Raw genomic sequence first — 20,356 nt, 5'->3', positions numbered from 1 at the left:
CGGCGGGGCGTCAGGCGTGGGCGGCGCCGGACCCCGGAAGCCGGGCGCACTCCCGGCAGGCGCGGGACGAGCCCGCGACCACCGCATGGGACGCGGCGGTGAACCCGCCGGAGAGCACCATCAGCGGCCAGTCCCCGGCGAGCGCCGAGGAGACGACCAGGGCGAGCGCGGCGAGGCCCATGGCCACGGCGGACGCGGTGCCGGTCCACGCGACCGCCAGGGGCAGCCGGGCCGGCACCGGCACGCGGCGGGCGACCGGGCCGGTGGCGGCCAGGGTGGCGGCGGCGAGCAGCCCGGCGGTGACGGCGACGCAGGCGACATGGACGGCGAGCAGCCGCAGCGGCCAGCCGTGGCCGGGCCCGGACGCCCAGATCAGCAGCCAGCACAGGGTCAGGAACGGGACGGCCAGCGCGGCGGCGCGGGCCGTGCGGCGGGTCTGGGCGATGGTCAGCTCCCGCTGGCAGCAGGGGGCCAGCTCCTCGGCGGTGCCGAACTCGTGCACCGCCCGGCGGACGGCGTGCTCGTGGGGGAGTCCCGCACCGGCGTGGGCGGCGACGGTGTCGGCGAACCCGTCGCGGATCTCCTCGACCATGCGCGCCTTGGCGCGTGCCGGGCCGCGCAGGGCGCCCGCCAGGGCGGCGGCGTACTCCTCGGCGCACGCCTCGACGGGGTCGGCTCCGGGCGCGGTCATGTGGCCGGGTTCAGGACGGAGCCGATCGCGGCGGTGAACTCGCGCCACGCCGCCCGCTCGTCGGCGAGGGCGCCCCGCCCCGCGTCGGTCAGCTCGTAGCGGCGGCGCCGCCGCTCGCCGACCGCGTCCCAGCTGCTGCGCAGGAACCCGAGCCGCTCCAGCCGCTGCAGTGTCGGGTAGATCGTGCCGGTGCGCAGCTCCAGCGCGCCGCCGCTGCGGCGCTGCACCGCGGTGATGATCGCGTAGCCGTGCAGGGGCCCGTGCTCCAGCACGGCCAGCAGCAGGCCGTCCAGATGCCCGCGCACCGCGTCCGCCCTCATGTCCGTGCTCTCATGATCCGCCCCTCATGAGTAGGCAGCCTACACATGGCCCGCGTAGGCGTGGTACCTATTGGCAGCAAACATATTGAGAGCCGACCTATGGAGGGGCGAGTCATGACCAAGGTGCTGCTGTCCGTGCACGTCCTCGCGGCGATCCTGGCGATCGGCCCGATCGCCGTCGCCGCCTCGGTGTTCCCCCGCTGCGTGCGCCAGGCGGAACCGGGCGACGGGACGGCCGCGTTCCTGCACCGCATCTGCCGCGGTTACACGGTCCTCGGCGCCGCCGTCCCGGCCTTCGGGCTCGCGACGGGCGCGAAGATGGGGGTGCTCACCGACGCGTGGCTGATCGCGTCGATCATCCTGACCGCCATCGCCGCCGCGCTGCTCGCGCTGGCGATCCTGCCCGGGCAGCGCAGGCTGCTCGCCCTCGCGCCCGGCGGGGACGTCCCGGCCTCGGCGGTGGCGCGGCTGGCCGGGCTCACCGGAACGTTCAACCTGCTGTGGGCGATCGTCGTCGTGCTCATGATCGTCCGCCCCGGCTCCACCACGGGAGCGTGAGGCCGGTGCGCGCCCTGCGGATCGCGGCGGCCGCCGAGGCCGTCTCCCTGGTCGTCCTGCTGGTCAACCTGGCCACCGTGCACGCGCCGGCGGTCTCCTCCCTCATCGGCCCGCTGCACGGCACGGCCTATCTCGCCGTGATCGCGCTCACCCTGCTGGAGCCGCCCGTGCCGGGCGCCCGGCTGCGCGCCGTCGTCCCCGGGATCGGCGGCCTGCTCGCCCTGCGGCGGCTCGGCACCCGGGACGCTCAGCCCTCGTAGGTGTGGACGAAGCGGGCGAGGAGGCGGGCGAACTCGGCGCGCTCCTCGTCCGTCCAGCCGCTCATGGCCTTGGCGAAATGCTCCTGCCGGGTGCGGCGGGTGGCCTCCACGACGGCCCGCCCGGCACCGGTCAGCTCCAGGTGGATGCGGCGGCCGTCCTCCTGGGACGCGACGCGGCGGACGTAGCCGGACTTGACCGCCTCGGCGACGATCCGGCTGCCGCGCGAGGCGTCGACGCCGAGCCGGGACGCGACCAGCCCGACGCTCATCTCCTCCCCGGGCCGGTCGGGGCCCTCGTCCACGACGTCCACGACATGCAGGACCTGCACGTCCACGGGGAGGTTGTGGTCGCGGATCGCCGCCTTGCCGAGCCGCTGCCGCGACATGCCCCGGCGCAGCCTGACCATGCTCCGCTCGACCGCGTCCAGTGCCTCGTCGCCCATGGCGGCCAGTCTAGCTAGGTTGCCTCGCTCATCTGTATGCGTCTAGCATTCACTTGTTCAAAGCATATGACTGCGAGGTGCATTCATGGTGACGACGACGGCGCCGATGACCCACCGCCGGCGGCTGCTGGTCTTCGGCGGGCTGATGCTCGCCGGGCTCATGTCCTCGCTGGACGCGACGGTGCTCGGCACCGCGCTGCCGGCGATCGTCGGCGACCTCGGCGGGCTCGGCCGCATCGCCTGGGTGTCCACCGCGTACGTGCTGGCCACCAGCGTGACCGTCCCGCTGTCGGGGCGGCTCGGGGACCTGTTCGGGCGCCGTCCCGTCCTGCTGACCGGCCTGCTGGGCTTCCTCGCCGGGTCGGCGGCCTGCGGGGCCGCGCCGGACATGACCTGGCTGATCGTGTTCCGCGCCGTCCAGGGCGCCGCCGCCGGGTGCCTGATGAGCTCGATGTTCGCGCTCACCGGCGAGCTGTTCGAGCCGCGGGAGCGGGCCAGGTACCAGGGATACTCGGCGGCGATCTTCGCCGTCTCCAGCATCGCGGGCCCGCTCGCCGGCGGGTTCCTCACCGACCACGCCTCCTGGCGGTGGGTGTTCTACGTCAACATGCCGCTAGGCCTCGCCGCCACCGCCACGACCGTGCTGTTCCTGCGCCTGCCGAAACCCCGCCGCCGCCCGCGGATCGACGTCACCGGCATCGTCCTGCTCGGCTCGGCGGTCACCTGCTTCACCCTGTTCACCAGCTGGGCCGGGACGCGCCACGCGTGGACCTCGCCGGTCGTGCTCGGGCTGGCCGCCGCGGCGGCGGTGCTCTTCACGGTGTGGGTCCTCGCCGAGCGGACGGCGGCCGAGCCGGTCATCCCGCCCCGCCTCTTCCGCGACCGGTCGTTCAGCGTGGCCTGCGCCGTCGCCGCCGCCGGCGGCGCCACCGGGTTCGGCCTCGCCACCTACCTCCCGATGTTCTTCCAGGTCGTCAAGGGAGTGGACGCCACCCGATCGGGCCTGCTGCTCCTGCCGATGATGGCCGCGCTCCTCATCGCCTCGACGGCCGCCGGGCGCCGCATCCACCGGACCGGCCGCTACCACCGGCTGCCCGCCGCCGGCATGGCGATCAGCGCGGCGGGCGTCGCGCTGCTGGCGACCATGGACACCGGCACCGGCCCGTTCACCGCCGGCTGCTTCATGGCCGTCCTCGGGTTCGGGGCCGGGCTGTCCCAGCAGGTCGTCCTGCTCATCGCGCAGAACGCGGCGCCGCCCGGGGATCTCGGCGCGGCCGGCTCCGGGGTGTTCGCGACCCGCATGCTCGGGACGGCCGCCGGGATGGCGGTCTTCGGCGCCATCGTGTCCCACCGGTTCGCCGAGGAGGTCGTCCGGCACGTCCCGGACGGGCGGGCGCCCGCGTACGCCGACGCCGTCCGCCCCGAGGTGCTCGGCTCGCTCCCCGCCCCGGTCCGGGACGGTGTCGCCGAGGCGTTCGCGGACGCCTTCTCCACCCTGTTCGTCGCGGCGCTGCCCGTCCTCGCCGCCGGCCTCGCCGCGGCGCTGCTGCTCAGGCACGTCCCCCTGGCCCCGCGCGGACCCGCGAAGCCCCCGCCGGACTAGTCGTCGAGCGCGGCGTCGTGGACGAGCAGCGCGATCTGGACGCGGTTGTTCAGCTCCAGCTTCGTGAGCAGCCGCGACACGTACGCCTTCACGGTGGCGACGCTCAGTGACAGCTCCCGGCCGATCTCGCTGTTGGTCCGGCCGCGGCCGACGAGAGCGGCCACCGCCCGCTCGCCGTCGCTCAGCCTGCCGAGCAGCTCGCGGGCGCGGGCCCGGCGCGGGTCGGCGCCGCTCTCGGCCACGTACGACATCATCTTGCGCAGCACCGCCGGCGACATCATCGGCTCGCCCGCCGCGACCTGCCGGATCGCGCGGACGATCTCCGGCGGCGGGGTGTGCTTCAGCAGGAACCCGCTGGCGCCCGCCCGCATCGCCCGCAGGATGTGGTCGTCGGTGTCGAACGTCGTCAGGATGATGATCTCGGGCGGGTCGCGGCGGGAGCGCAGCAGCCCGGTCGCGGCGAGACCGTCCACCCGCGGCATCCGGATGTCCATCAGCACGACGTCGGGACGGTGCTGGTTGACCGCGGCGACGACCTCGGCGCCGTCGGAGACGTCGGCGACGACCTCGAGGTCCTCGGCGCTCGACAGCATCATCGACAGGCCGGCGCGGACGAGCGCGTCGTCGTCCACGATCAGCACCCGGACGTGAGGGGAGTCCATCCGGTCACCCTACGGCCCGCGGGCCGGGTCAGGGCCGGCGCAGGCGGCGTCCGCTGACCTCCGTCGCCGCGAGCCGGAACCACGCCTCCCGGTCGCCGCCGGGCCAGGACTCGAGCCGCGGGACCTCGGCCTTCTCCTCCTCCGTCAGGGGATGGGCGCCGCCGCGCAGGAGCACGCTCCAGCCCTCGTGGCTCGCCTCGTCGAACCGGTCGACCTGGAACGCCGCCCGTACCTCGCCGCCGACCACGGACGTCAGCAGGCTGTGGCTCAGCCGCCCGGACACCGACGTCCGGAAGACCACCGCGTCGCCGGCGACGGCGTAGTTCACCGGGATGACCGTCGGCCCCTCGCCGTCGTCGAACGCGACGCGGCCGATGGCGCCCCCGGAGATGAGCCGCAGGCACTCGGCGCGGTCGAGTTCTTCCAGCACCGGCCGCTCAGAGGAGTTCGCTGCCATGCGTATCACCCTTCCCAGCGGCCCCGGCGCCATGCGCGGTCTCCAGCGGGAGGCGGGCGCGCAGCCGGAACCGGCCGTCCCCGGTGCGGCCGTGCTCCAGCGTCCCGCCCAGCAGGGCCACGCGTTCGGCGAGCCCGACGAGCCCCGCGCCGGAACCGGGCAGCGGGAGCGCCGGCGGGCCCGGCGGCAGGGCGTTGACGATCTCGATGTCCAGGTCGCTCCCGGCGGCGAGGGTCACCCTGACCCGGGCGCCCGGCGCGTGCTTGCGCGCGTTGGTCAGCCCCTCCTGGACGATCCGGTAGGCGTGCCGCCCGACCCGGGACGGGATCCGGTCCGGCTTCGGGACGTCCTCCTCCAGCGTGACGCGGCCCCCGGCGCGCCGCGACTCCTGGACGAGCGCGGCCACGTCGCCGAGCGTCGGCTGGGGCCGCTCGGGCTCCGCGCCGGCCGCGTCGTCCCGCAGCACGCCGATCACCTCGCGCAGGTCCTCCATCGCCTCGTAGGCGCTCTGCCGGATGATCCCGGCCGCCTCGCGCTGGTCGGCGGGCGCGTCCGGGCGGAACTCCAGCGCCCCCGCGTGCACCGCCAGCAGCGAGATCCGGTGCGCCAGGACGTCGTGCATCTCGCGGGCGATGCGCTCGCGCTCCAGCAGCCGGGCCTCCTCGACCCGCAGCCGCTGCTCGGTCTCGGCGGCGCGGGCCCGCTCCTCCAGCGACGCGATCAGCTGGCGCCGGGAGCGGACGAGCATCCCCGCGGTGATCAGCACCGCGTACAGGAGCGCGAACGTGACGGCGCCCTGGCGGAACTGGTGGTCGGGCGAGGTGATCCGGAACAGCGCCAGGATCAGCGCGAGGTTCGCCGCGGCGATCGGCAGGAGCGTCCGCCAGGGGCGCAGCATCGCCAGGGAGTACATCGCGATGGCGGTGGCGCCGAGGGCCGAGGTCGCGGACCACTGCGTGAAGGTCATCGTCACCGCGACGGCGACCGGGTAGCGGCGGCGGAACAGCAGGAGGGCCACGCAGTGCAGCCCGCCGAACGCCAGGTCGCGCGGAACGGAGATCGTCTCGCCCGAGGGCGGGTCCTCCACCGTGCCGAGGAGGAGCAGCGCGCCGAGCAGCGCCGCGATGACGGCCAGCGCCGCGTCGTCCAGCCATTCGCGCCACGATCGCCTTGGGGTCACGGGCCCAACGGTAGCCAGGCGGCCCGTTTCCGGCAGTGGCCGCAGGTCGCGGCGCCATCGACTTTGGTATGCGGGCGTGCCGGAGGGGCCGCGCGGCCCCTCCGGGCGGTCGGCTCAGCCGCGGCCGGGCAGGTACCGGACGGCGAGCGCCGCGGTGACCAGGATGACGGCCGCCGTGACCAGCACGCCGAGGCCGGCGCCGTGGACGAACGCCTGCGCGGCGGTCTCCCGCAGCGAGGCCGCGGCGGGCGCGGGCAGGTGCCGCGCGATCCCGGCGGCGGAGCCGACCGACTCGCCCGCGGCGCCGTCCGGCATGGAGCCGGAGTAGGCGGTGGCGGCGATGCTGCCGACGACCGCGACGCCGAGGACGGTGCCGAGGTTGCGGGTGGTGTTGCTGACCGCCGAGCCGACGCCGGTCTTGGCGGGCGGTAGCGAGGACATGACCGACTGGGTGGCCGGGGCCATGGTCAGCCCGATCCCGGCGCACAGCACAACCGACGCGGTCATGTAGTGGACGTAGCCGGTCCCGCCGGACGCGGTGGCGAAGAACCCCAGCCCCGCGGCGGCGGCCAGCAGCCCGGACGTCATCGCGGCGCGGATCCCGAACCGGGCGGCGAGCCGGGTCCCGGCGGGGGACGCGACGGTCAGCGCGAGCGCGCCGGGCAGCGACCGGACCCCGGCCTCCAGCGGCGAGTAGCCCAGGACGAACTGGTAGATCTGGGTGAGCACGAAGGTGACTCCGGCGAGCCCGAAGAACAGCACCATCACCGAGACCGCGGCGGCGGTGAACCGGCCGTCCCGGAACAGGCTCAGATCCAGCATCGGGTGGGCGCCGCGCACCTGCGAGACGCCGAAGGCCGCCAGCAGGACGAGCGCGGCCGCGAAGCGCAGCAGCGTCCCGGACGTGGCCCAGCCGCTCTCGCCCGCCTGGATGACCGCGTAGGTGAGCGAACCCAGCCCGGCCGCGGCGAGGACCGCGCCGGTCGCGTCGATCCGCGGCCGGTGCGGCGCCGACGAGGCCGGCACGAGGAACCGGCCCGCGACCAGCGCGACGAGGACGACCGGCAGGTTCACCGCGAAGATCGCGCCCCACGAGTAGTGCTGGAGCAGCCAGCCGCCCGCCGTCGGGCCGATCGCGACGCCGAGGCCGCTCACCGCCGACCACAGGCCGATCGCCCTGGCCCGCTCGCGCGGGTCGGTGAACACGGCGGTCAGCAGCGCCAGCGTCGCGGGCATGATCAGTGCGGCGCCGACGCCCATGACCGCGCGGGCGGCGATCAGTTGCGCGGCGGTGGACGACACCGCGGCGCCGACCGATCCGGCGCCGAACACGAGCATCCCGGCGGTGAGCGCGCGGTGCCGGCCGAACCGGTCGCCGAGGGTTCCGGCGGGCAGCAGCAGGGCGGCGAAGACCAGGGTGTAGGAGTCGACGATCCAGGCCAGCGCCCCGGCGCCGGCACCGAGCGAGGAGGCCAGGGTGGGGATCGCTACGTTGACGATCGTCGTGTCGACGACGATCACCAGCAGTGACAGGCACAGCACGGCCAGCGTGTACCAGCGGCGCGGGTAGGCGGCGGGCGCCTGCCCGATGGGCGATGCGCTCTTCGGCGCGGTGAGCGATGTGGTGGGGGAGGACACTGCGGGCTCCTATTGATTGATAGACCTATAAATACGGTCCGAAAAGGAGTCCTGCCGTGGCGGGACGGGGGGTCAGAAGACCATGTCGATGTACTCGGACGGGAGGTCGAGCACCGCGCCGAGGTTGAGCAGGTTGCCGGCGGCCATGAAGCGCGCCACCGTCGCGTGGTCGGCCCCCGTCCGCTCCCTGAGCATGTCGGAGACCTCCATGAAACCGCGCCTCATGAACTCGCGGATCTCCGGATCGGCGGAGGCGGCGTACCCCTGCATCTGGAGGCGCCGCGCGTCGGTGTCGCCGAGGAGGCCGCGGTAGGTCCGGCCGAGCACGGCGAGCGTCTCCTCCGGGGTGTCGCGGGGCGTCCAGGCCGCCGCGAACGCGTCCCTGATCTGCTCGCGCGAGCGTTGCAGGCAGGCGAGGAACAGGGCCTTCTTGTCGTCGAACAGGGCGTAGATGTAGGGCTGGGAGATGCCGGCCCACTTGGCGATGTCGGCGGTCTTCGTGGCGTGGTACCCGAACTCGGCGAACACGCTGATCCCGGCTTCGAGCACCTGGTCGCGGCGTTCTTCGGCGGTGGGTCTGCGGCTGCCTCGTGTCGTCGCCATGGGCTCATTATTGATACACCAATCAATACACGTCAACCCCCCGCCGCGGGTTTCTCCATGGGGTAGCCCCCACCGTGCGGCGGACCGCTGCCCGGAGCCCGGTTCCGGGTGATCACCGGAGTGTTTCGCCGGACGCGCCCGCCTAGCGTCAGCGCACATGACGACGACAGAGACCAGGCGGTGGCACCGCACGGCGGGCCGGCCGGTCGCGGTACTCGCGGCCGGGGCCGCGGTGACCGGTGCCGCCGTCGCGGCGCCGGGCGGGACGTCCGGCTGCGCCGACCGCCCCGCGCTGGCCGGGGAGGGCCGGATCTCGCTGGACGCCCCGGTGCACCGCTACCTGCCCGGCCTGATCGACCGCAACGGCTACGACGGCCGGACGATCACCGTGCGGAGCCTGCTGCGGCACACCAGCGGCCTGCCCGACCACATGGACGCCTTCGAGACCATCGAGGAGTTCCGCTTCCGGCATTTCGAACCCGCCGTACTGGTGGAGCGCGCGCTGGCGCTGCCGCGTCCCGAGACCCGCTGGCACTACTCGACCACCAACTACATCATCGCGGGGCTCCTGGTCGAGAAGGTGACCGGGCGCACCCTGGAGGACGAGGTGCGGCACCGGATCATCGGGCCGCTGCGGCTCCGCGACACCTACTGGCCGGGCGACGAGACGCGCATCAGGGGGCCGCACGCGCGCGGCTACGTCCGCGAGGAGCGCGGCGGGACCGTCCGGCGGTCCGACTACACCGCGATGAACCTGAGCGTCGGGTGGGCGGGCGGCGCGCTGATCTCCAGCGCCCGGGACATGAACGCCTTCTTCGCGGCCCTGCTGGGCGGCCGGCTGCTGCCGCCGGCGATGCTCGCGGAGATGAAGCGCACCGTGCCCGCCGATCCGGACCGCCTGTGGGAGGGCGCGTCCTACGGCCTCGGCTTCATCGGGACGCCGCTGCGCTGCGGCGGCTCCTGGTGGGGGCACGCCGGCGGTATCGGCGGCTACATCACGGTCTCCGGCGTCGCGCCGTCGGGGCGCCGCGCCTCCGTCGTCCTCAACGAGAACGTGACCACCAAGGAGACGTTCGACGACCAGATGAGGCTCGTCGAGACGGCCTTCTGCGACCCGCGATGAACGGAGCGACGATGACGAGGAGACTGGCCGCCGCGGCGGGACTGACCGTGGCGGCGGCACTGGCGGTGCCCGCCGGATCGGCGGCGGCGGAACCGGCGGCGAGACCGGGGGAGGGCGGCCTCGACCGCTTCTACCACCAGCGCCTGGCCTGGAAGGCGTGCACGCTCGGGCCCGGCGACCAGGTGGGCGAGGAGCTCGACAAGGCCGGGGCGAAGTGCGCGGACGTGACCGTGCCGCTCGACTACACCGACCCCGGCGGGCGCACGATCGAGATCGCGATCTCCCGGCTCGCGGCGTCCAACCGGGCACACCGGATCGGGACGATGATCCTCAACGGCGGCGGGCCGGGCCCGGCCATCGACATGCCGCCCTACATGCGCGACCTCATGGGCGCGGCCGGGCCCCGGTACGACCTGGTCGGCATGGACCCGCGCTCCCTCGGCCGCAGCGCCGCGGTCGACTGCGGCTGGCCCGCCGCCACCTGGATCAGGTCGGCGGGGGAGAGCCGCCGCTCCTTCGCCCGGTCCACCGCGTTCGCCAGGGACCTCGCCCGGCGGTGCGCGCGGACGAACGCGGGCCTCCTCCCGCACATCAGCACGCGCGACATCGCCCGGGACATGGACGTCGTCCGGGGCGTCCTCGGGGAGCGGAAGGTGTCGTACAACGGCGCTTCCTACGGCACCTATCTCGGGTCCGTGTACGCGACGATGTTCCCGGGCAGGCTCGACCGCGTCGTCCTGGACAGCTCGGTCGATCCGGCCGCGTGGAGCCCGCGGCTCCTGGCCGGGACCGAGCGGGCCAACGACCACGCGCTCGGCTCCTGGGCGGCGTGGGCGGCGGAGCGCGACGGCGAGTACGGCCTCGGCGCCTCCCGCGCGGAGGTCCTCGGGACGGTGCGCGGGCTCGTCGAGGCGTCCGCCCGCGAGCCCCTCGCCGTCGGCCGGTACCGGGTGGACGACACGACGCTGCCGGTCGTCCTGTTCGACAACCTCGGCACCGACGAGGACCGGGCCAGGGCCGTCCTGGCGGAGTCGGTGCGCGTCTTCGCGAAGGCCGCGGGCGGCGAGCCCGCCGAGCCGACCGAGGAACTGGACGAGGAACTGGCGTTCCTGCTGACCGGCGCCGAGTCCCGCTACGGGAGCGGGCAGAGCGCGATCATCTGCGGGGACGCGGCCGCGCCGCGCGACCCCGCGGCCTACTGGCGCGACATCCAGCGGAACCGGGGGGCCAGCCCGGTGTTCGCGCCGCTCACCCGCAACGTCGGCCCGTGCGCGTTCTGGCCGGTGCGCCCCGCCGAGCCGCCGACCTCGGTCGGCGGGCGCCTGCCGGCGTTGATGGTCGCGGCGACCGGCGACACCCGGACGACCTACGCGAGCAGCCGGGCCCTCCACCGGCTGCTGCCGGGCTCCCGGATGATCACGCTGGACGCCGACGTGCACGCGCCCTACCAGCGCGGATACCCGAACACCTGCGTTCGTGACACGGTCAACGGCTACCTGGCCACCGGCCGGCTGCCCGCCGGCGACCTGGCCTGCCCCGCGGGTGGCTGACGGGCGGCGCCCTCGCTCGCACAATTAATACATGTAGTATTGTATTAATTCGCGAGGAGGGCGCCGTGACCTATGTGATCGCCGAGCCGTGCGTGGACGTCAAGGACCGCGCCTGCGTCGACGAATGCCCGGTCGACTGCATCTACGAGGGCGAGCGCATGCTCTACATCCACCCGGACGAGTGCGTCGACTGCGGCGCGTGCGAGCCGGTGTGCCCGGTCGAGGCGATCTACTACGAGGACGACCTCCCGGAGAAGTGGAAGGCCTACACCGCCGCCAACGCCGAGTTCTTCGACGACCTGGGCTCGCCCGGAGGCGCGGGCAAGCTGGGCGCGCTCGACCGCGACCACCCCCTGATCGCGGCGCTGCCGCCGGCGGGGGGAGGATGAGCGGCATGCCGTCCGAACGCCCCCGCCCCGAGCAGTCCTCGCGCCGCCGAGAGGTCCTGGACGTCCTGCGCGACGAGGGCGCCCCGCTCGGCGTCACCGAGGTCGCCGAACGCCTCGGCGTCCACGTCAACACCGCGCGCTTCCACCTGGACGCCCTCGCCGCCGAGGGCGCGGTCGAGCGCACCGTCGAGCAGGCCTCCGGTCCGGGCCGCCCGCGGACCGTCTACGCCCCGCGGCCCGGCATGGACCGCGGCGGCGCCCGCGGCTACCGCCTGCTCGCCCAGATCCTGCTCAGCCGGCTGGCCTCCGAGGGCGCCGCCGCCCGCGGCGACGCCGCTCGGGCCGGACGGGAGTGGGGCCGCTACCTCGTGGAGCGTCCTCCGCCGTTCCGGCCGATGACGGGTGAGGAGGCCACCGGCCGCCTCACCGCGCTTCTGGACGACCTCGACTTCGCCCCGCGCCACGACGGCGACGTCATCCGGCTCCGGCACTGCCCGTTCCTCGAGCTGGCCGAGGAGTACGGGCCGCTGGTCTGCGACGTCCACCTGGGGATCATGCAGGGGGCGCTGGCGGAGCTGGACGCCCCCGTCGCGGCCGACCGGCTGGAGCCGTTCGCCGAACCCGGCGCCTGCCTGGCCCACCTCACTTCAACGGAGCGCCCGTGACCGGCTTGCCGGTCGCGCTGCCGGCGAGCCAGCCGTCCCAGTCCTTCGCCCACGGGGTCGGGCCGTTCCCGAACCGCAGCTGCCGCGACGTTCCGGTCACCTTCACGATGTCGCCGCGGTTGGTGAAGTCGTAGAACCACTTGGCGTCCGAGGGCGAGGCGTTCACGCACCCGTGGCTGACGTTGTCGTTGCCCTGCGAGTCGGTGGACCACGGCGCCGAGTGGACGAACGTCCCGCTGTAGGTGAGGCGGACGTTCCACTTGGTCGGGATCCGGTACTCGCCCGGGTTCCCGGTGGTGGCCGAGTCCATGATGATCTTCGCCGCCTTCTCCTGGGCGATCATCGTGCCGCTGTAGCTGTCGTGGCCCGGCTTGCCCAGGCTGACCCTCATCGTCCGCACGGTCTTGCCGCCGTCGGTCACCGTCGCGCGGTGCTTCTTGGCGTCGATCGTGGTGACGTGCCGCGGGCCCACCGTGAAGCCGACGCTGCGGTCCTTCATCCCGTACATGCCCTCGCCGGCCTTCAGGCCCGCCAGGTGCGCGACGACCTCCACCTTCTGGCCGGACGGCCAGTACTCGCGGGGCCGGAAGTCGACCTCCTTGTCGCTGACCCAGTACCAGGCGCCCTCGACCGGCTTGGACATGCGGACCTCGAGCGCCTTCTCGACCGCCACCTTGCCGGCCTTGGTGCTCACGGGCCTGGACAGCAGCAACTGCACCGGCATGCCGACGCCGACGGTCTCGCCGTCCAGCGGCGACATGCCGCTCTCCAGCTTCTTCTGCGGCGTCAGGGTCGTGAACGTGGACGTGGCGGTGACCTGCTTGCCGTCGTCGCCCGTGCCCTGCGCGGTGACCGTGTAGGTGGTCGAGGGCCGCAGCGTCCACGCCGACTTCCACGAGGTGCGGTCCTGCGCGAGCGCGCCCTCGGCCTTGGTCTTCTTCTCGCCGTAGGTGAGGGTCACGCTCGTCAGCTTCCCGTTGGCGGCGGTGACCGTGACGGGCTTGTCGGGCGCGGCCTGCTTGGTGCCGGTCGCCGGCGCGATGGCCAGCTTCACGGCGTCTCCGCCCTTGCCGCCGCCGTCTCCGCCCTTGCCGCCGTCTCCGCCGGACGAGCAGCCCGCCGCGGCGATCACCACCGCGCCGATGATCGCCGCACCTGCCGTCCCGGTCCGACCCTTGAGCACCTGAGAACTCCTCACGCTCGACGCGGGCTATCCCTTGGTCAGGGTATGCACGGTTTTACGCGAGGCATGCGAAACCGCGAGGACTGTTCACCGTTCTCTCAGGAAGCGCGGGCGTTCCCCAGTGGGGGGTCAAGCGGATGCCGCGCCTTCCCTGCCTGGTGGGAGGCCGGATGCGGCGGCGTTGTCCAGCAGGAACAGGGTGCGTTCCCGGCCGCGCGCGCCGGCGCACGGGACCCGCTCGGGTTCCGCCTCCGGGGAGAGCCCCAGCCGGACGGCCTCCGCCTTCGACTCGCCCGCCGCCAGGATCCACACCTCCCGCGCGGCCCGCAGGGCGGGGAACGTCAGCGAGATGCGGGTCGGCGGCGGCTTCGGCGCGCCCCGCACCGCCACCACCGAGAGCTTCTCTTCCCGCGGTCCCGCCATGTCGGGGAACAGCGACGCCACATGCGCGTCGGGGCCGACGCCCAGCATCAGCACGTCGAACGGCGGCACGGAGCCCCCGGCGCCCGCGGCGGCCCGAAGCTCGGCGGCGTACCGCTCGGCCGCCGCCTCCGGGTCGTCGCCGCCGGGGTCGTCCGGCGCCGGCATGGCGTGCACCCGCGCCGGGTCGACCGGCACGCGGTCGAGCAGCGCCGCGCGGGCCCCGGTCTCGTTGCGCTCGGGGTCGCCGCGGGGCACGAACCGCTCGTCGCCCCACCACAGGTCGAGCCGGCCCCAGTCGACCGCGTCCCGGGCGCCGGCGGCGGCCAGCGCGGCGAGCACCGCCGTGCCGACGCCGCCGCCGGTCAGCACGACCGACGCCGAGCCGCGCGCCGCCTGGGCGTCGGCGATCCGCGTCACCAGCCTCGCCGCGGCGGCCTCGGCGAGGACGTCCTGGTCCCGGTGGACCAGGACCGCCGGGGGGGTCATCCGGCCCCCGACCCGCCGCGCGGCTTCTTCGCCGCCGACCTGGAGCGCGGCGGCTTGGCCGCCTCCTTCCCGGCGGCCTCGGCGGTCGCCGACACCGGCTCGCTCGCCACGCCCGGCTCCTCCGTCCCGCCCGCGAGGTCCTTGGCGAACCGCGCGGCGGCCTCCTGGTAGACCTCGTCGGGGTCCAGGCGCCGCAGCTCCTCGGCCAGCAGCTCGGCCATCGGGCGCCGCATCAGCGACACCTGCCGGTCGGGCTGGCCGGGACGGCACAGCGTCGCCACCCGCCCGTCCGGGCGGTGGATCACGATGTCGCCGCCGGACGTCGCCAGCCGGACCCCGGTGATGCCGGGCCCCTCGGAGACCGTCCGGTCCACCGGGACGCCGAGCCGGATCGACAGCCACGCCGCGAGCAGCTCCGCGCTCGGCGAGTCCGGCTCGGCCAGCACCTCGCCGCCGGTGATCTCGTCGTGGTCCTGGTCGAGCGCCGCGGCCAGCAGCGACCGCCACGACGTCAGCCGCGTCCAGGTGAAGTCGGTGTCGCCCGGCCGGTACCCCTCGGCGAGCTGGGCGAGGGTGCCGAGCCGGTCGCGCGCCGCGTAGGAGTCGGTCACCCGGCGCTGCGCGAGCACGCCGAGCGGGTCCTTCGCCGGGACCTTCGGCACCTTGCCGCCCGGCCACCACGTCACCACCGGCGTGTCGGGCATCAGCAGCGGCACGACGACCGAGTCGGCGTGCTCGGCGAGCGGCCCGTACATGCGCAGCAGCACCGTCTCGCCGGGGCCGGTCTCGCCCATGCGGATCTCGGCGTCCAGCCGGGAGGAGTTGCCCCGCGGGTCCCGCGAGATGACGGTCAGCACCCGGCACGGGTGCTCCCGCGCCGCCTCCGTCGCGGCCCGCACCGCGTCGTACTGCGCCGACTCGTCCGTCACGATGATCAGGGTGAGCACCATCCCGACGGCCGGGCCGCCCATCAGATGCCGGGACTGGGTCAGCGCGTCCTGGATCTTCCGGGTGGTGGTGCCGGTGAGATCGATGTTCATCTAGAGCCGCCTCCAAGTGCGCCCGTCGCGCGCCATCAGCTCGTCGGCGCTGTCGGGTCCGTAGCCGCCGGACTTGTACTGGTCGAGGCCGCCCCGGCTCGCCCAGTACTCCTCGATCGGGTCGAGGATCCGCCAGGACAGCTCGACCTCCTCCTGCCGGGGGAACAGCGGCGGGTCGCCGATCAGCACGTCCAGCAGCAGCCGCTCGTAGGCCTCCGGGGACGCCTCGGTGAACGACTCGCCGTAGGCGAAGTCCATGTTGACGTCCCGGATCTCCATCGAGGTGCCGGGCACCTTCGAGCCGAACCGGACCGTGATGCCCTCGTCCGGCTGCACCCGCATCACCAGGGCGTTCTGCCCGAGCTCCTCGGTGTCGGTGTGCGAGAACGGAAGGTGCGGCGCCTGCTGGAACACCATCGCCACCTCCGTCACCCGGCGGCTGAGCCGCTTGCCGGTGCGCAGGTAGAACGGGACGCCCGCCCAGCGGCGGTTGTCGATCTCCAGCTTCACCGCGGCGTAGGTCTCGGTGCGGGAGTCGGCGGGGATGCCGTCCTCGTCCAGGTACCCGTTGACCTTCACGCCGCCCTGCCAGCCGGCCGCGTACTGCCCGCGCGCGGTCGAGTCGGCGAGGTCGCCGGCCACCCGCACCGCCGACAGGATCTTGGCCTTCTCCGCGCGGACCGCCTCCGCCTGGAAGGAGGTGGGCTCCTCCATCGCGGTCAGCGCCAGCAGTTGCAGCAGGTGGTTCTGGATGACGTCGCGGGCGGCGCCGATGCCGTCGTAGTAGCCGGCCCGGCCGCCGATCCCGATGTCCTCGGCCATCGTGATCTGCACGTGGTCGACGAACGAGCGGTTCCAGATCGGCTCGAACATCGTGTTGGCGAACCGCAGCGCCAGGATGTTCTGCACCGTCTCCTTTCCGAGGTAGTGGTCGATCCGGAAGATCGACTCCTCGGGGAAGACGCGGTGCACGGTGTCGTTCAGCTCCTGCGCGGTCTTCAGGTCGCGGCCGAACGGCTTCTCGATGACGACCCGGCGCCAGGCGCCCTCCTCGCGGTCGGCGAGCCCGCTGCGCTGCAGCTGCTCGACGACCTGCGGGAACGCCCTCGGCGGTATCGACAGGTAGAAGGCGTAGTTGCCGCCCGTGCCGCGGCTCTCGTCCAGCTCCTTGACCGCCATCGACAGGGCGTCGAACGCCCCCGCGTCGTCGAACGTGCCGGGGACGAAGTGCATGCCCTCCGACAGGTGCGTCCACACGTCCTCGCGGAACGGCGTCCGGGCGTGCGCCTTCACCGACTCGTAGGCGATCTGGCGGAAGTCCTCGTGCTCCCAGTCGCGGCGCGCGAAGCCCACCAGGGAGAAGCCCGGCGGCAGCAGCCCGCGGTTCGCCAGGTCGTAGATGGCGGGGAGCAGCTTCTTGCGCGACAGGTCCCCGGTGACCCCGAACAGCACGAGCACACACGGCCCCGCCACCCGCGGCAGGCGCTTGTCCCGCGGGTCGCGGAGCGGATTGGCTGTGTTGGTCACGTGGCCCCCTCAGTTAGCACTGCGCCTTCTTCTGCTTCTGCTCCTAGTACTGCTGCAAGCATCCTGCCCCAACTCGTCCGGCGGGCCGCAATCGTCGACTCCCCGTCCGGGGCCCCGCCCGCCGCCCGCGGCGCGCGCTCACCCGTCGCCCCGGGCCGCGTCGAGCAGCCGGGTGAGCCCCGCCCAGCGGTTCTGCAGATGGAGCCGTACCACCGGGCTGCCCGCCGCGCGCGCGTCGCGGGCGTCCCCGAGCGCCCGCGCGAGCTGCAGCATGCCGAGCCGGTGGTGCCGGCCGGGGACCGGTACGTCGCGGACGACGTTCCCGGTCACGAGGAGGTATACGCCCGGGTCGGGTCGATCATTCCCGGGCGCGGGCGGCCGGGCGCCCCAGCCCACCGTGACCGGGCGGCCGCAGCGGGCCGCGAGGAGCGCGGCCAGCCGGCGCACCTGCGCGCCCTGGCCGCCGCCCGCCTCGCCGGGATCCAGGTAGGCGACGAGCGCGAGGTGCCCGCCCGCGCCGACCCCGCGGGCCAGCGCGTCCAGCAGTTCCTCCAGCCCGGACGCGCCGGCGAGCGCGGGGACGGTCGTGTGCACCTCCACGGCCCGGCCCGGGTCGCCGTCGGCGAACAGCGGCTCGCCGGTCCCGTCGTCCAGCGTCATCGGGGCCGGGCGGCTCGCCGGCACGAGCGGGTCGGCGTCCAGCAGGTAGCAGGCGACGGCGGCGGCGTACTCCCAGACGACGAGCAGCGCGGCGAGCGGCCCGGCGACGGTGGCGTCGTCCTGGTGGGGGCGGCCGCCGAACGCCACCAGGAACAGGTCGTCGGCGGGGACGATCGGCATGCCGCCGGTCTGGACGACCGGGGTCAGCAGGCCGCCGGTCGTCTCCTCCAGCAGCGCGGCGACCCACCCGGCGATGCCGGGCAGCGCCTCCGGCCGGCCGCCGAGCACGGCCGCCCGCCGCCCGGCGCGGACCGCGCCGCCGAGGATCGCGCCGAGGACGAGGCCCGGGTTGTTCTCCGGCCGGGTCAGCGACGGCAGGACGGCGGTGGCCTCCTCCAGCAGCGTCCGGACGCCGACCCCGGCCAGCGCGGCCGGCACCAGCGCGTAGGGGGACAGGGCGCCGAACGCGGTGGCGGCGGGCGCCTCCACCAGCGGGTGCCCCGCCTCCATCGCGTGCTTGGCGGCGGCGGCGCCCGGCTCGGCGACCGTGACGAACCGGCGCTCCGCCTCGGCGGGGGACAGGCCGTGGTCCGCCAGCGCCTCCGCGAACACCTGCCGGAGCGTCTCGGTGCCGGCGTCGTCGCCGGTGACCACGACCATCGTCCGGTCGAGCCGCTCCCCGTCCTCCCGGATGCGCAGCAGCGGCCCGGGTTCGGGCCCGTCCAGCACGGTGAGCGGCGGCGGGCCCTGGCCGGCGGCGCCCCGGTGGGCGTTGACGATCAGCTCGGCGGCGCGGGCCGGGGCGCCGCCGCCGAGCAGCACGACCTCGGTCAGCCCGGCTTCGCGCGCGTGTGCGCGCAGCTCCTCGGCACGGTCCAGGACGGCGCGGCCGGGCCCCGGCTGGCCCGGCCAGCACAGCGGACGGCCGTCCACCCCGGCGGTGGCCGCGGACGGCCACAGCGACGCGTCCTCCGACGCCAGGCGCACCGGGACCTGGTCGATCCAGAGCCGGCCGAGCACCCGCTCGGCGTCCTCCTTGAGCGGCCCGCGGGCGGTGATGGCCGTCTCCCCCGAGACGACGGCGGTGAAGCTCACGGCCGGCGCGCCCCCGCGACCGCCCGCACCGCCTCGAGAAGCCGCTCCGTGCCCTCCACCGGGTTGCGCAGGTGCAGCCGGATCACCGGCAGCCTGCGCTCGCGCAGCGCCCGCAGCTCGCCGAGCGCCCGCGCGATCTGCAGCTGCGCCAGGCTGTAGGGGCGGCCCGGCACGGGATGCGCGGCGAGCTCGTCGCCCGGCGCCGGGTCGCCGGTGATGATCAGGAACGCGCCGTTGCCGGGGCCGTCCTTGTGGACGGGCCCCGTCGCGTGCGGGTATCCCGGGCCCGGCCCGTAGGCGACCGGGCGGCCGGACGCGCGGGCCAGCGACGGCGCGAGGTAGCGGCCGGAGAAGTCGCCCGACAGGTACGTCATCACCGCCAGGTAGCCGTCGGACGGGACGGCCGCGACCAGCCCGCCGAGGACGGTCCGCAGCTCGGCCCCGGGCGGCCACGGGAAGTCGGCGTGCACCTCGATGTCGTCCTCGACGTACACGGGCCGCTCGGAGGTGAGCGGCCCGCCGCCGGCCGTGCGCAGCAGCGTCGCCGCGTCGTCCTCGGCCTCCTGGACGACCGTGCTGCCCGCCTCGAACGGGTTCACCCCGAGCAGCCACCCGGCGACCGCCGTCGCGTACTCCCACAGCAGGAACTGCGCGCCGAGCGGCGCCCACACCGACGTGTCGGACTCGTCCTGCGCCGCCGACCGCGGGTTGACCGACACGCCGTGCACGTCGGGGAAGTCGCCCTTGCCGCCGGGCGGCTCGAACGCCAGCACGCCGCGGCCCCGCTTGCCGGTGCCGACCGCGAGGAGCTGGGTGATCCACGAGGTCAGCGCGCCCGAGCCGCCGGGCTCGCGCAGCAGCACCTTGTCGCGGGCGATGCCGTCGGGCCCCTGCTGCGCGCTGCCGCCGAGGACCGCGCCGAGCAGCAGGCCCGGGTTGTCCTCGTCCTTGGCCAGCGACGGCACCAGGGACGCCGCCTCCTCCAGCAGCCGGTCGGCGTCCGCGCCCGCCAGCACCGCCGGGACGAGCCCGTACGCCGACAGGGCGCCGTAGTGCCCGGGCAGGTACGGGTCGGTCAGCCCGATCCGGTACCCGCACTGCCGGGCGAAGTCGTGCAGCGGGCTGCCGTGGTCGGTGATGACCAGGAACCGCCCCGCGATCTCCCGCTCGGACAGGCCCCGCTCGCGGAACGCGGCCGAGAAGATCCTGCGGTAGGCGTCGCCCTCCAGCGACACGCCCGCCTTGCTCGCCAGCACGACCAGCGTCCGGTCGAGCCGCTCCATGGCGAACGCCAGCGCGGCGGTGTCGCCGCCGTCCAGGACGGTCAGCTCGCCCGCCGGGCGGTCGCCCTCGCCGGGGCCGGCCGCGCCCGCCGCGGCGCCGGCGAGCGCGGGCGCGTGCGCCTCCATGATCGCCTGGGCGGCGAGGCTCTCCGCGCCGACACCGATCAGCACGATGTGGTCGAGGCCCGAGTAGCGCGCCTCCGAGACCAGGCCGTTCACCTGGTTCAGCAGGCCGCGGGAGGCGAAGGGCAGGTCGAGCCAGCCCAGCCGGCTGTGGTCCACCGCCCGCCGCCCCCACAGCCGGGGGTCCTTGGCGGCCAGCGCGCCGGGGACGCCGCAGCTCACGAGGTAGTCCCTCGCCTGCAGCGCCGAGTCCAGCACCTCGCCGCGCGTCAGTACGTCGAATCCGGACACCGTTCCCTCCCGGCCCCCATCGTTTCAGGAGAGAAAGGGCATCCGCGACCATCTCCCTCGATCTTCTTGGTCGCATCCCGGACGGGACCGCTCGCCCTGCGTC

Annotated in this window: 21 protein-coding genes; 7 read left to right on the top strand and 14 right to left on the bottom strand. The window is 74.7% G+C overall.

Going from position 1 to position 20,356, the window contains the following annotated elements; genetic code table 11:
• Positions 1-10 precede the first annotated feature (10 nt).
• Positions 11-691, bottom strand: coding sequence for a permease prefix domain 1-containing protein (locus tag K8Z49_RS07310; RefSeq protein WP_075024180.1), 681 nt, complete (start codon positions 689-691; stop codon positions 11-13).
• Positions 688-1,011, bottom strand: a complete 324-nt coding sequence (locus K8Z49_RS07305) for a PadR family transcriptional regulator (RefSeq protein ID WP_412517878.1) — start codon at positions 1,009-1,011, stop codon at positions 688-690. Before K8Z49_RS07305 ends, K8Z49_RS07310 begins: the two co-directional genes overlap by 4 nt.
• Before the next feature lie 114 nt (positions 1,012-1,125).
• Between K8Z49_RS07305 and K8Z49_RS07300 the strand changes: the two genes are divergently transcribed.
• Entirely contained in the window at positions 1,126-1,569 is a 444-nt protein-coding gene (locus K8Z49_RS07300) for a hypothetical protein (protein WP_021599465.1), read from the top strand.
• Positions 1,570-1,574: 5 nt separating this feature from the next.
• A complete protein-coding gene (locus K8Z49_RS07295) occupies positions 1,575-1,829 on the top strand; it encodes a DUF3817 domain-containing protein (RefSeq protein ID WP_075024218.1) in 255 nt (84 codons plus the stop codon).
• Here K8Z49_RS07295 and K8Z49_RS07290 read toward each other — a convergent pair.
• A complete protein-coding gene (locus tag K8Z49_RS07290; protein WP_250355714.1) occupies positions 1,817-2,272 on the bottom strand; it encodes a MarR family winged helix-turn-helix transcriptional regulator in 456 nt (151 codons plus the stop codon). The two genes, K8Z49_RS07295 and K8Z49_RS07290, sit on opposite strands and share 13 nt — an antisense overlap.
• 85 nt (positions 2,273-2,357) lie before the next feature.
• Between K8Z49_RS07290 and K8Z49_RS07285 the strand changes: the two genes are divergently transcribed.
• Complete coding sequence (locus tag K8Z49_RS07285) at positions 2,358-3,875, top strand: MDR family MFS transporter (protein ID WP_021599462.1); 1,518 nt, start codon at positions 2,358-2,360, stop codon at positions 3,873-3,875.
• Here the strand turns inward: K8Z49_RS07285 and K8Z49_RS07280 are convergent.
• The 5 genes from K8Z49_RS07280 to K8Z49_RS07260 all read right to left on the bottom strand — a co-directional run bounded on the left by K8Z49_RS07280 (position 3,872) and on the right by K8Z49_RS07260 (position 8,415).
• Positions 3,872-4,537, bottom strand: a complete 666-nt coding sequence (locus K8Z49_RS07280; RefSeq protein ID WP_024935121.1) for a response regulator transcription factor — start codon at positions 4,535-4,537, stop codon at positions 3,872-3,874. The two genes, K8Z49_RS07285 and K8Z49_RS07280, sit on opposite strands and share 4 nt — an antisense overlap.
• A gap of 28 nt (positions 4,538-4,565) precedes the next feature.
• Positions 4,566-4,994 carry a pyridoxamine 5'-phosphate oxidase family protein gene (locus K8Z49_RS07275; protein ID WP_024935122.1) on the bottom strand — a complete coding sequence of 143 codons (429 nt, stop codon included), beginning with the start codon at positions 4,992-4,994 and terminating at the stop codon, positions 4,566-4,568.
• Complete coding sequence (locus K8Z49_RS07270) at positions 4,975-6,174, bottom strand: sensor histidine kinase (RefSeq protein ID WP_075024177.1); 1,200 nt, start codon at positions 6,172-6,174, stop codon at positions 4,975-4,977. Before K8Z49_RS07270 ends, K8Z49_RS07275 begins: the two co-directional genes overlap by 20 nt.
• 114 nt (positions 6,175-6,288) lie before the next feature.
• Positions 6,289-7,812, bottom strand: a complete 1,524-nt coding sequence (locus tag K8Z49_RS07265; RefSeq protein WP_412517877.1) for a DHA2 family efflux MFS transporter permease subunit — start codon at positions 7,810-7,812, stop codon at positions 6,289-6,291.
• A gap of 72 nt (positions 7,813-7,884) precedes the next feature.
• On the bottom strand, positions 7,885-8,415 hold the full coding sequence (locus tag K8Z49_RS07260) for a TetR/AcrR family transcriptional regulator (RefSeq protein ID WP_412517876.1): 531 nt from the start codon (positions 8,413-8,415) through the stop codon (positions 7,885-7,887).
• Positions 8,416-8,572: 157 nt separating this feature from the next.
• On the opposite strand from K8Z49_RS07260, the gene K8Z49_RS07255 reads away from it, so the two are divergent.
• The 4 genes from K8Z49_RS07255 (at position 8,573) to K8Z49_RS07240 (ending at position 12,142) form a co-directional block, all read left to right on the top strand.
• Positions 8,573-9,538, top strand: a complete 966-nt coding sequence (locus K8Z49_RS07255) for a serine hydrolase domain-containing protein (protein WP_412517875.1) — start codon at positions 8,573-8,575, stop codon at positions 9,536-9,538.
• Between the two features lie 11 nt (positions 9,539-9,549).
• A complete protein-coding gene (locus tag K8Z49_RS07250; RefSeq protein ID WP_412517874.1) occupies positions 9,550-11,088 on the top strand; it encodes an alpha/beta hydrolase in 1,539 nt (512 codons plus the stop codon).
• Positions 11,089-11,153: 65 nt separating this feature from the next.
• The gene (fdxA, locus tag K8Z49_RS07245; RefSeq protein WP_021599582.1) at positions 11,154-11,477 is read left to right on the top strand and encodes a ferredoxin; all 324 of its coding nucleotides are present in this window, start codon (positions 11,154-11,156) and stop codon (positions 11,475-11,477) included.
• Positions 11,478-11,482: 5 nt separating this feature from the next.
• Complete coding sequence (locus K8Z49_RS07240; RefSeq protein WP_075024173.1) at positions 11,483-12,142, top strand: helix-turn-helix transcriptional regulator; 660 nt, start codon at positions 11,483-11,485, stop codon at positions 12,140-12,142.
• Here K8Z49_RS07240 and K8Z49_RS07235 read toward each other — a convergent pair.
• The 6 genes from K8Z49_RS07235 to K8Z49_RS07210 all read right to left on the bottom strand — a co-directional run bounded on the left by K8Z49_RS07235 (position 12,120) and on the right by K8Z49_RS07210 (position 20,253).
• Positions 12,120-13,325 carry an Ig-like domain-containing protein gene (locus K8Z49_RS07235; RefSeq protein ID WP_412517873.1) on the bottom strand — a complete coding sequence of 402 codons (1,206 nt, stop codon included), beginning with the start codon at positions 13,323-13,325 and terminating at the stop codon, positions 12,120-12,122. The two genes, K8Z49_RS07240 and K8Z49_RS07235, sit on opposite strands and share 23 nt — an antisense overlap.
• A 129-nt stretch (positions 13,326-13,454) precedes the next feature.
• Positions 13,455-14,234, bottom strand: coding sequence for a 6-phosphogluconolactonase (gene pgl, locus K8Z49_RS07230; RefSeq protein ID WP_412517872.1), 780 nt, complete (start codon positions 14,232-14,234; stop codon positions 13,455-13,457).
• Complete coding sequence (opcA, locus tag K8Z49_RS07225; protein ID WP_021600163.1) at positions 14,231-15,274, bottom strand: glucose-6-phosphate dehydrogenase assembly protein OpcA; 1,044 nt, start codon at positions 15,272-15,274, stop codon at positions 14,231-14,233. Before opcA ends, pgl begins: the two co-directional genes overlap by 4 nt.
• The gene (zwf, locus tag K8Z49_RS07220) at positions 15,275-16,801 is read right to left on the bottom strand and encodes a glucose-6-phosphate dehydrogenase (protein ID WP_021600164.1); all 1,527 of its coding nucleotides are present in this window, start codon (positions 16,799-16,801) and stop codon (positions 15,275-15,277) included. It lies immediately after the preceding gene.
• Positions 16,802-16,939: 138 nt separating this feature from the next.
• Complete coding sequence (locus tag K8Z49_RS07215; RefSeq protein WP_412517871.1) at positions 16,940-18,556, bottom strand: glucose-6-phosphate isomerase; 1,617 nt, start codon at positions 18,554-18,556, stop codon at positions 16,940-16,942.
• Entirely contained in the window at positions 18,553-20,253 is a 1,701-nt protein-coding gene (locus K8Z49_RS07210) for a phosphoheptose isomerase (protein WP_111831082.1), read from the bottom strand. Before K8Z49_RS07210 ends, K8Z49_RS07215 begins: the two co-directional genes overlap by 4 nt.
• Positions 20,254-20,356: the final 103 nt, after the last annotated feature.

The sequence above is a fragment of the Actinomadura madurae genome (assembly GCF_047130825.1).
Classification (GTDB): Bacteria; Actinomycetota; Actinomycetes; order Streptosporangiales; family Streptosporangiaceae; genus Spirillospora; species Spirillospora madurae.
The sequence above is the reverse complement of the archived record's forward strand: the minus strand, read 5'-3'. Positions and strand labels throughout refer to the sequence as shown.

Coding starts and splice junctions, on each gene's coding strand:
- K8Z49_RS07285 (WP_021599462.1), top strand. CDS start 2,358: ATGGTGACGACGACGGCGCCGATGACCCACCGCCGGCGGCTGCTGGTC.
- pgl (WP_412517872.1), bottom strand. CDS start 14,234: ATGACCCCCCCGGCGGTCCTGGTCCACCGGGACCAGGACGTCCTCGCC.
- K8Z49_RS07300 (WP_021599465.1), top strand. CDS start 1,126: ATGACCAAGGTGCTGCTGTCCGTGCACGTCCTCGCGGCGATCCTGGCG.
- K8Z49_RS07305 (WP_412517878.1), bottom strand. CDS start 1,011: ATGAGGGCGGACGCGGTGCGCGGGCATCTGGACGGCCTGCTGCTGGCC.
- K8Z49_RS07310 (WP_075024180.1), bottom strand. CDS start 691: ATGACCGCGCCCGGAGCCGACCCCGTCGAGGCGTGCGCCGAGGAGTAC.
- K8Z49_RS07280 (WP_024935121.1), bottom strand. CDS start 4,537: ATGGACTCCCCTCACGTCCGGGTGCTGATCGTGGACGACGACGCGCTC.
- K8Z49_RS07240 (WP_075024173.1), top strand. CDS start 11,483: ATGCCGTCCGAACGCCCCCGCCCCGAGCAGTCCTCGCGCCGCCGAGAG.
- K8Z49_RS07255 (WP_412517875.1), top strand. CDS start 8,573: ATGACGACGACAGAGACCAGGCGGTGGCACCGCACGGCGGGCCGGCCG.
- K8Z49_RS07250 (WP_412517874.1), top strand. CDS start 9,550: ATGACGAGGAGACTGGCCGCCGCGGCGGGACTGACCGTGGCGGCGGCA.
- K8Z49_RS07275 (WP_024935122.1), bottom strand. CDS start 4,994: ATGGCAGCGAACTCCTCTGAGCGGCCGGTGCTGGAAGAACTCGACCGC.
- opcA (WP_021600163.1), bottom strand. CDS start 15,274: ATGAACATCGATCTCACCGGCACCACCACCCGGAAGATCCAGGACGCG.
- K8Z49_RS07290 (WP_250355714.1), bottom strand. CDS start 2,272: ATGGGCGACGAGGCACTGGACGCGGTCGAGCGGAGCATGGTCAGGCTG.
- K8Z49_RS07260 (WP_412517876.1), bottom strand. CDS start 8,415: ATGGCGACGACACGAGGCAGCCGCAGACCCACCGCCGAAGAACGCCGC.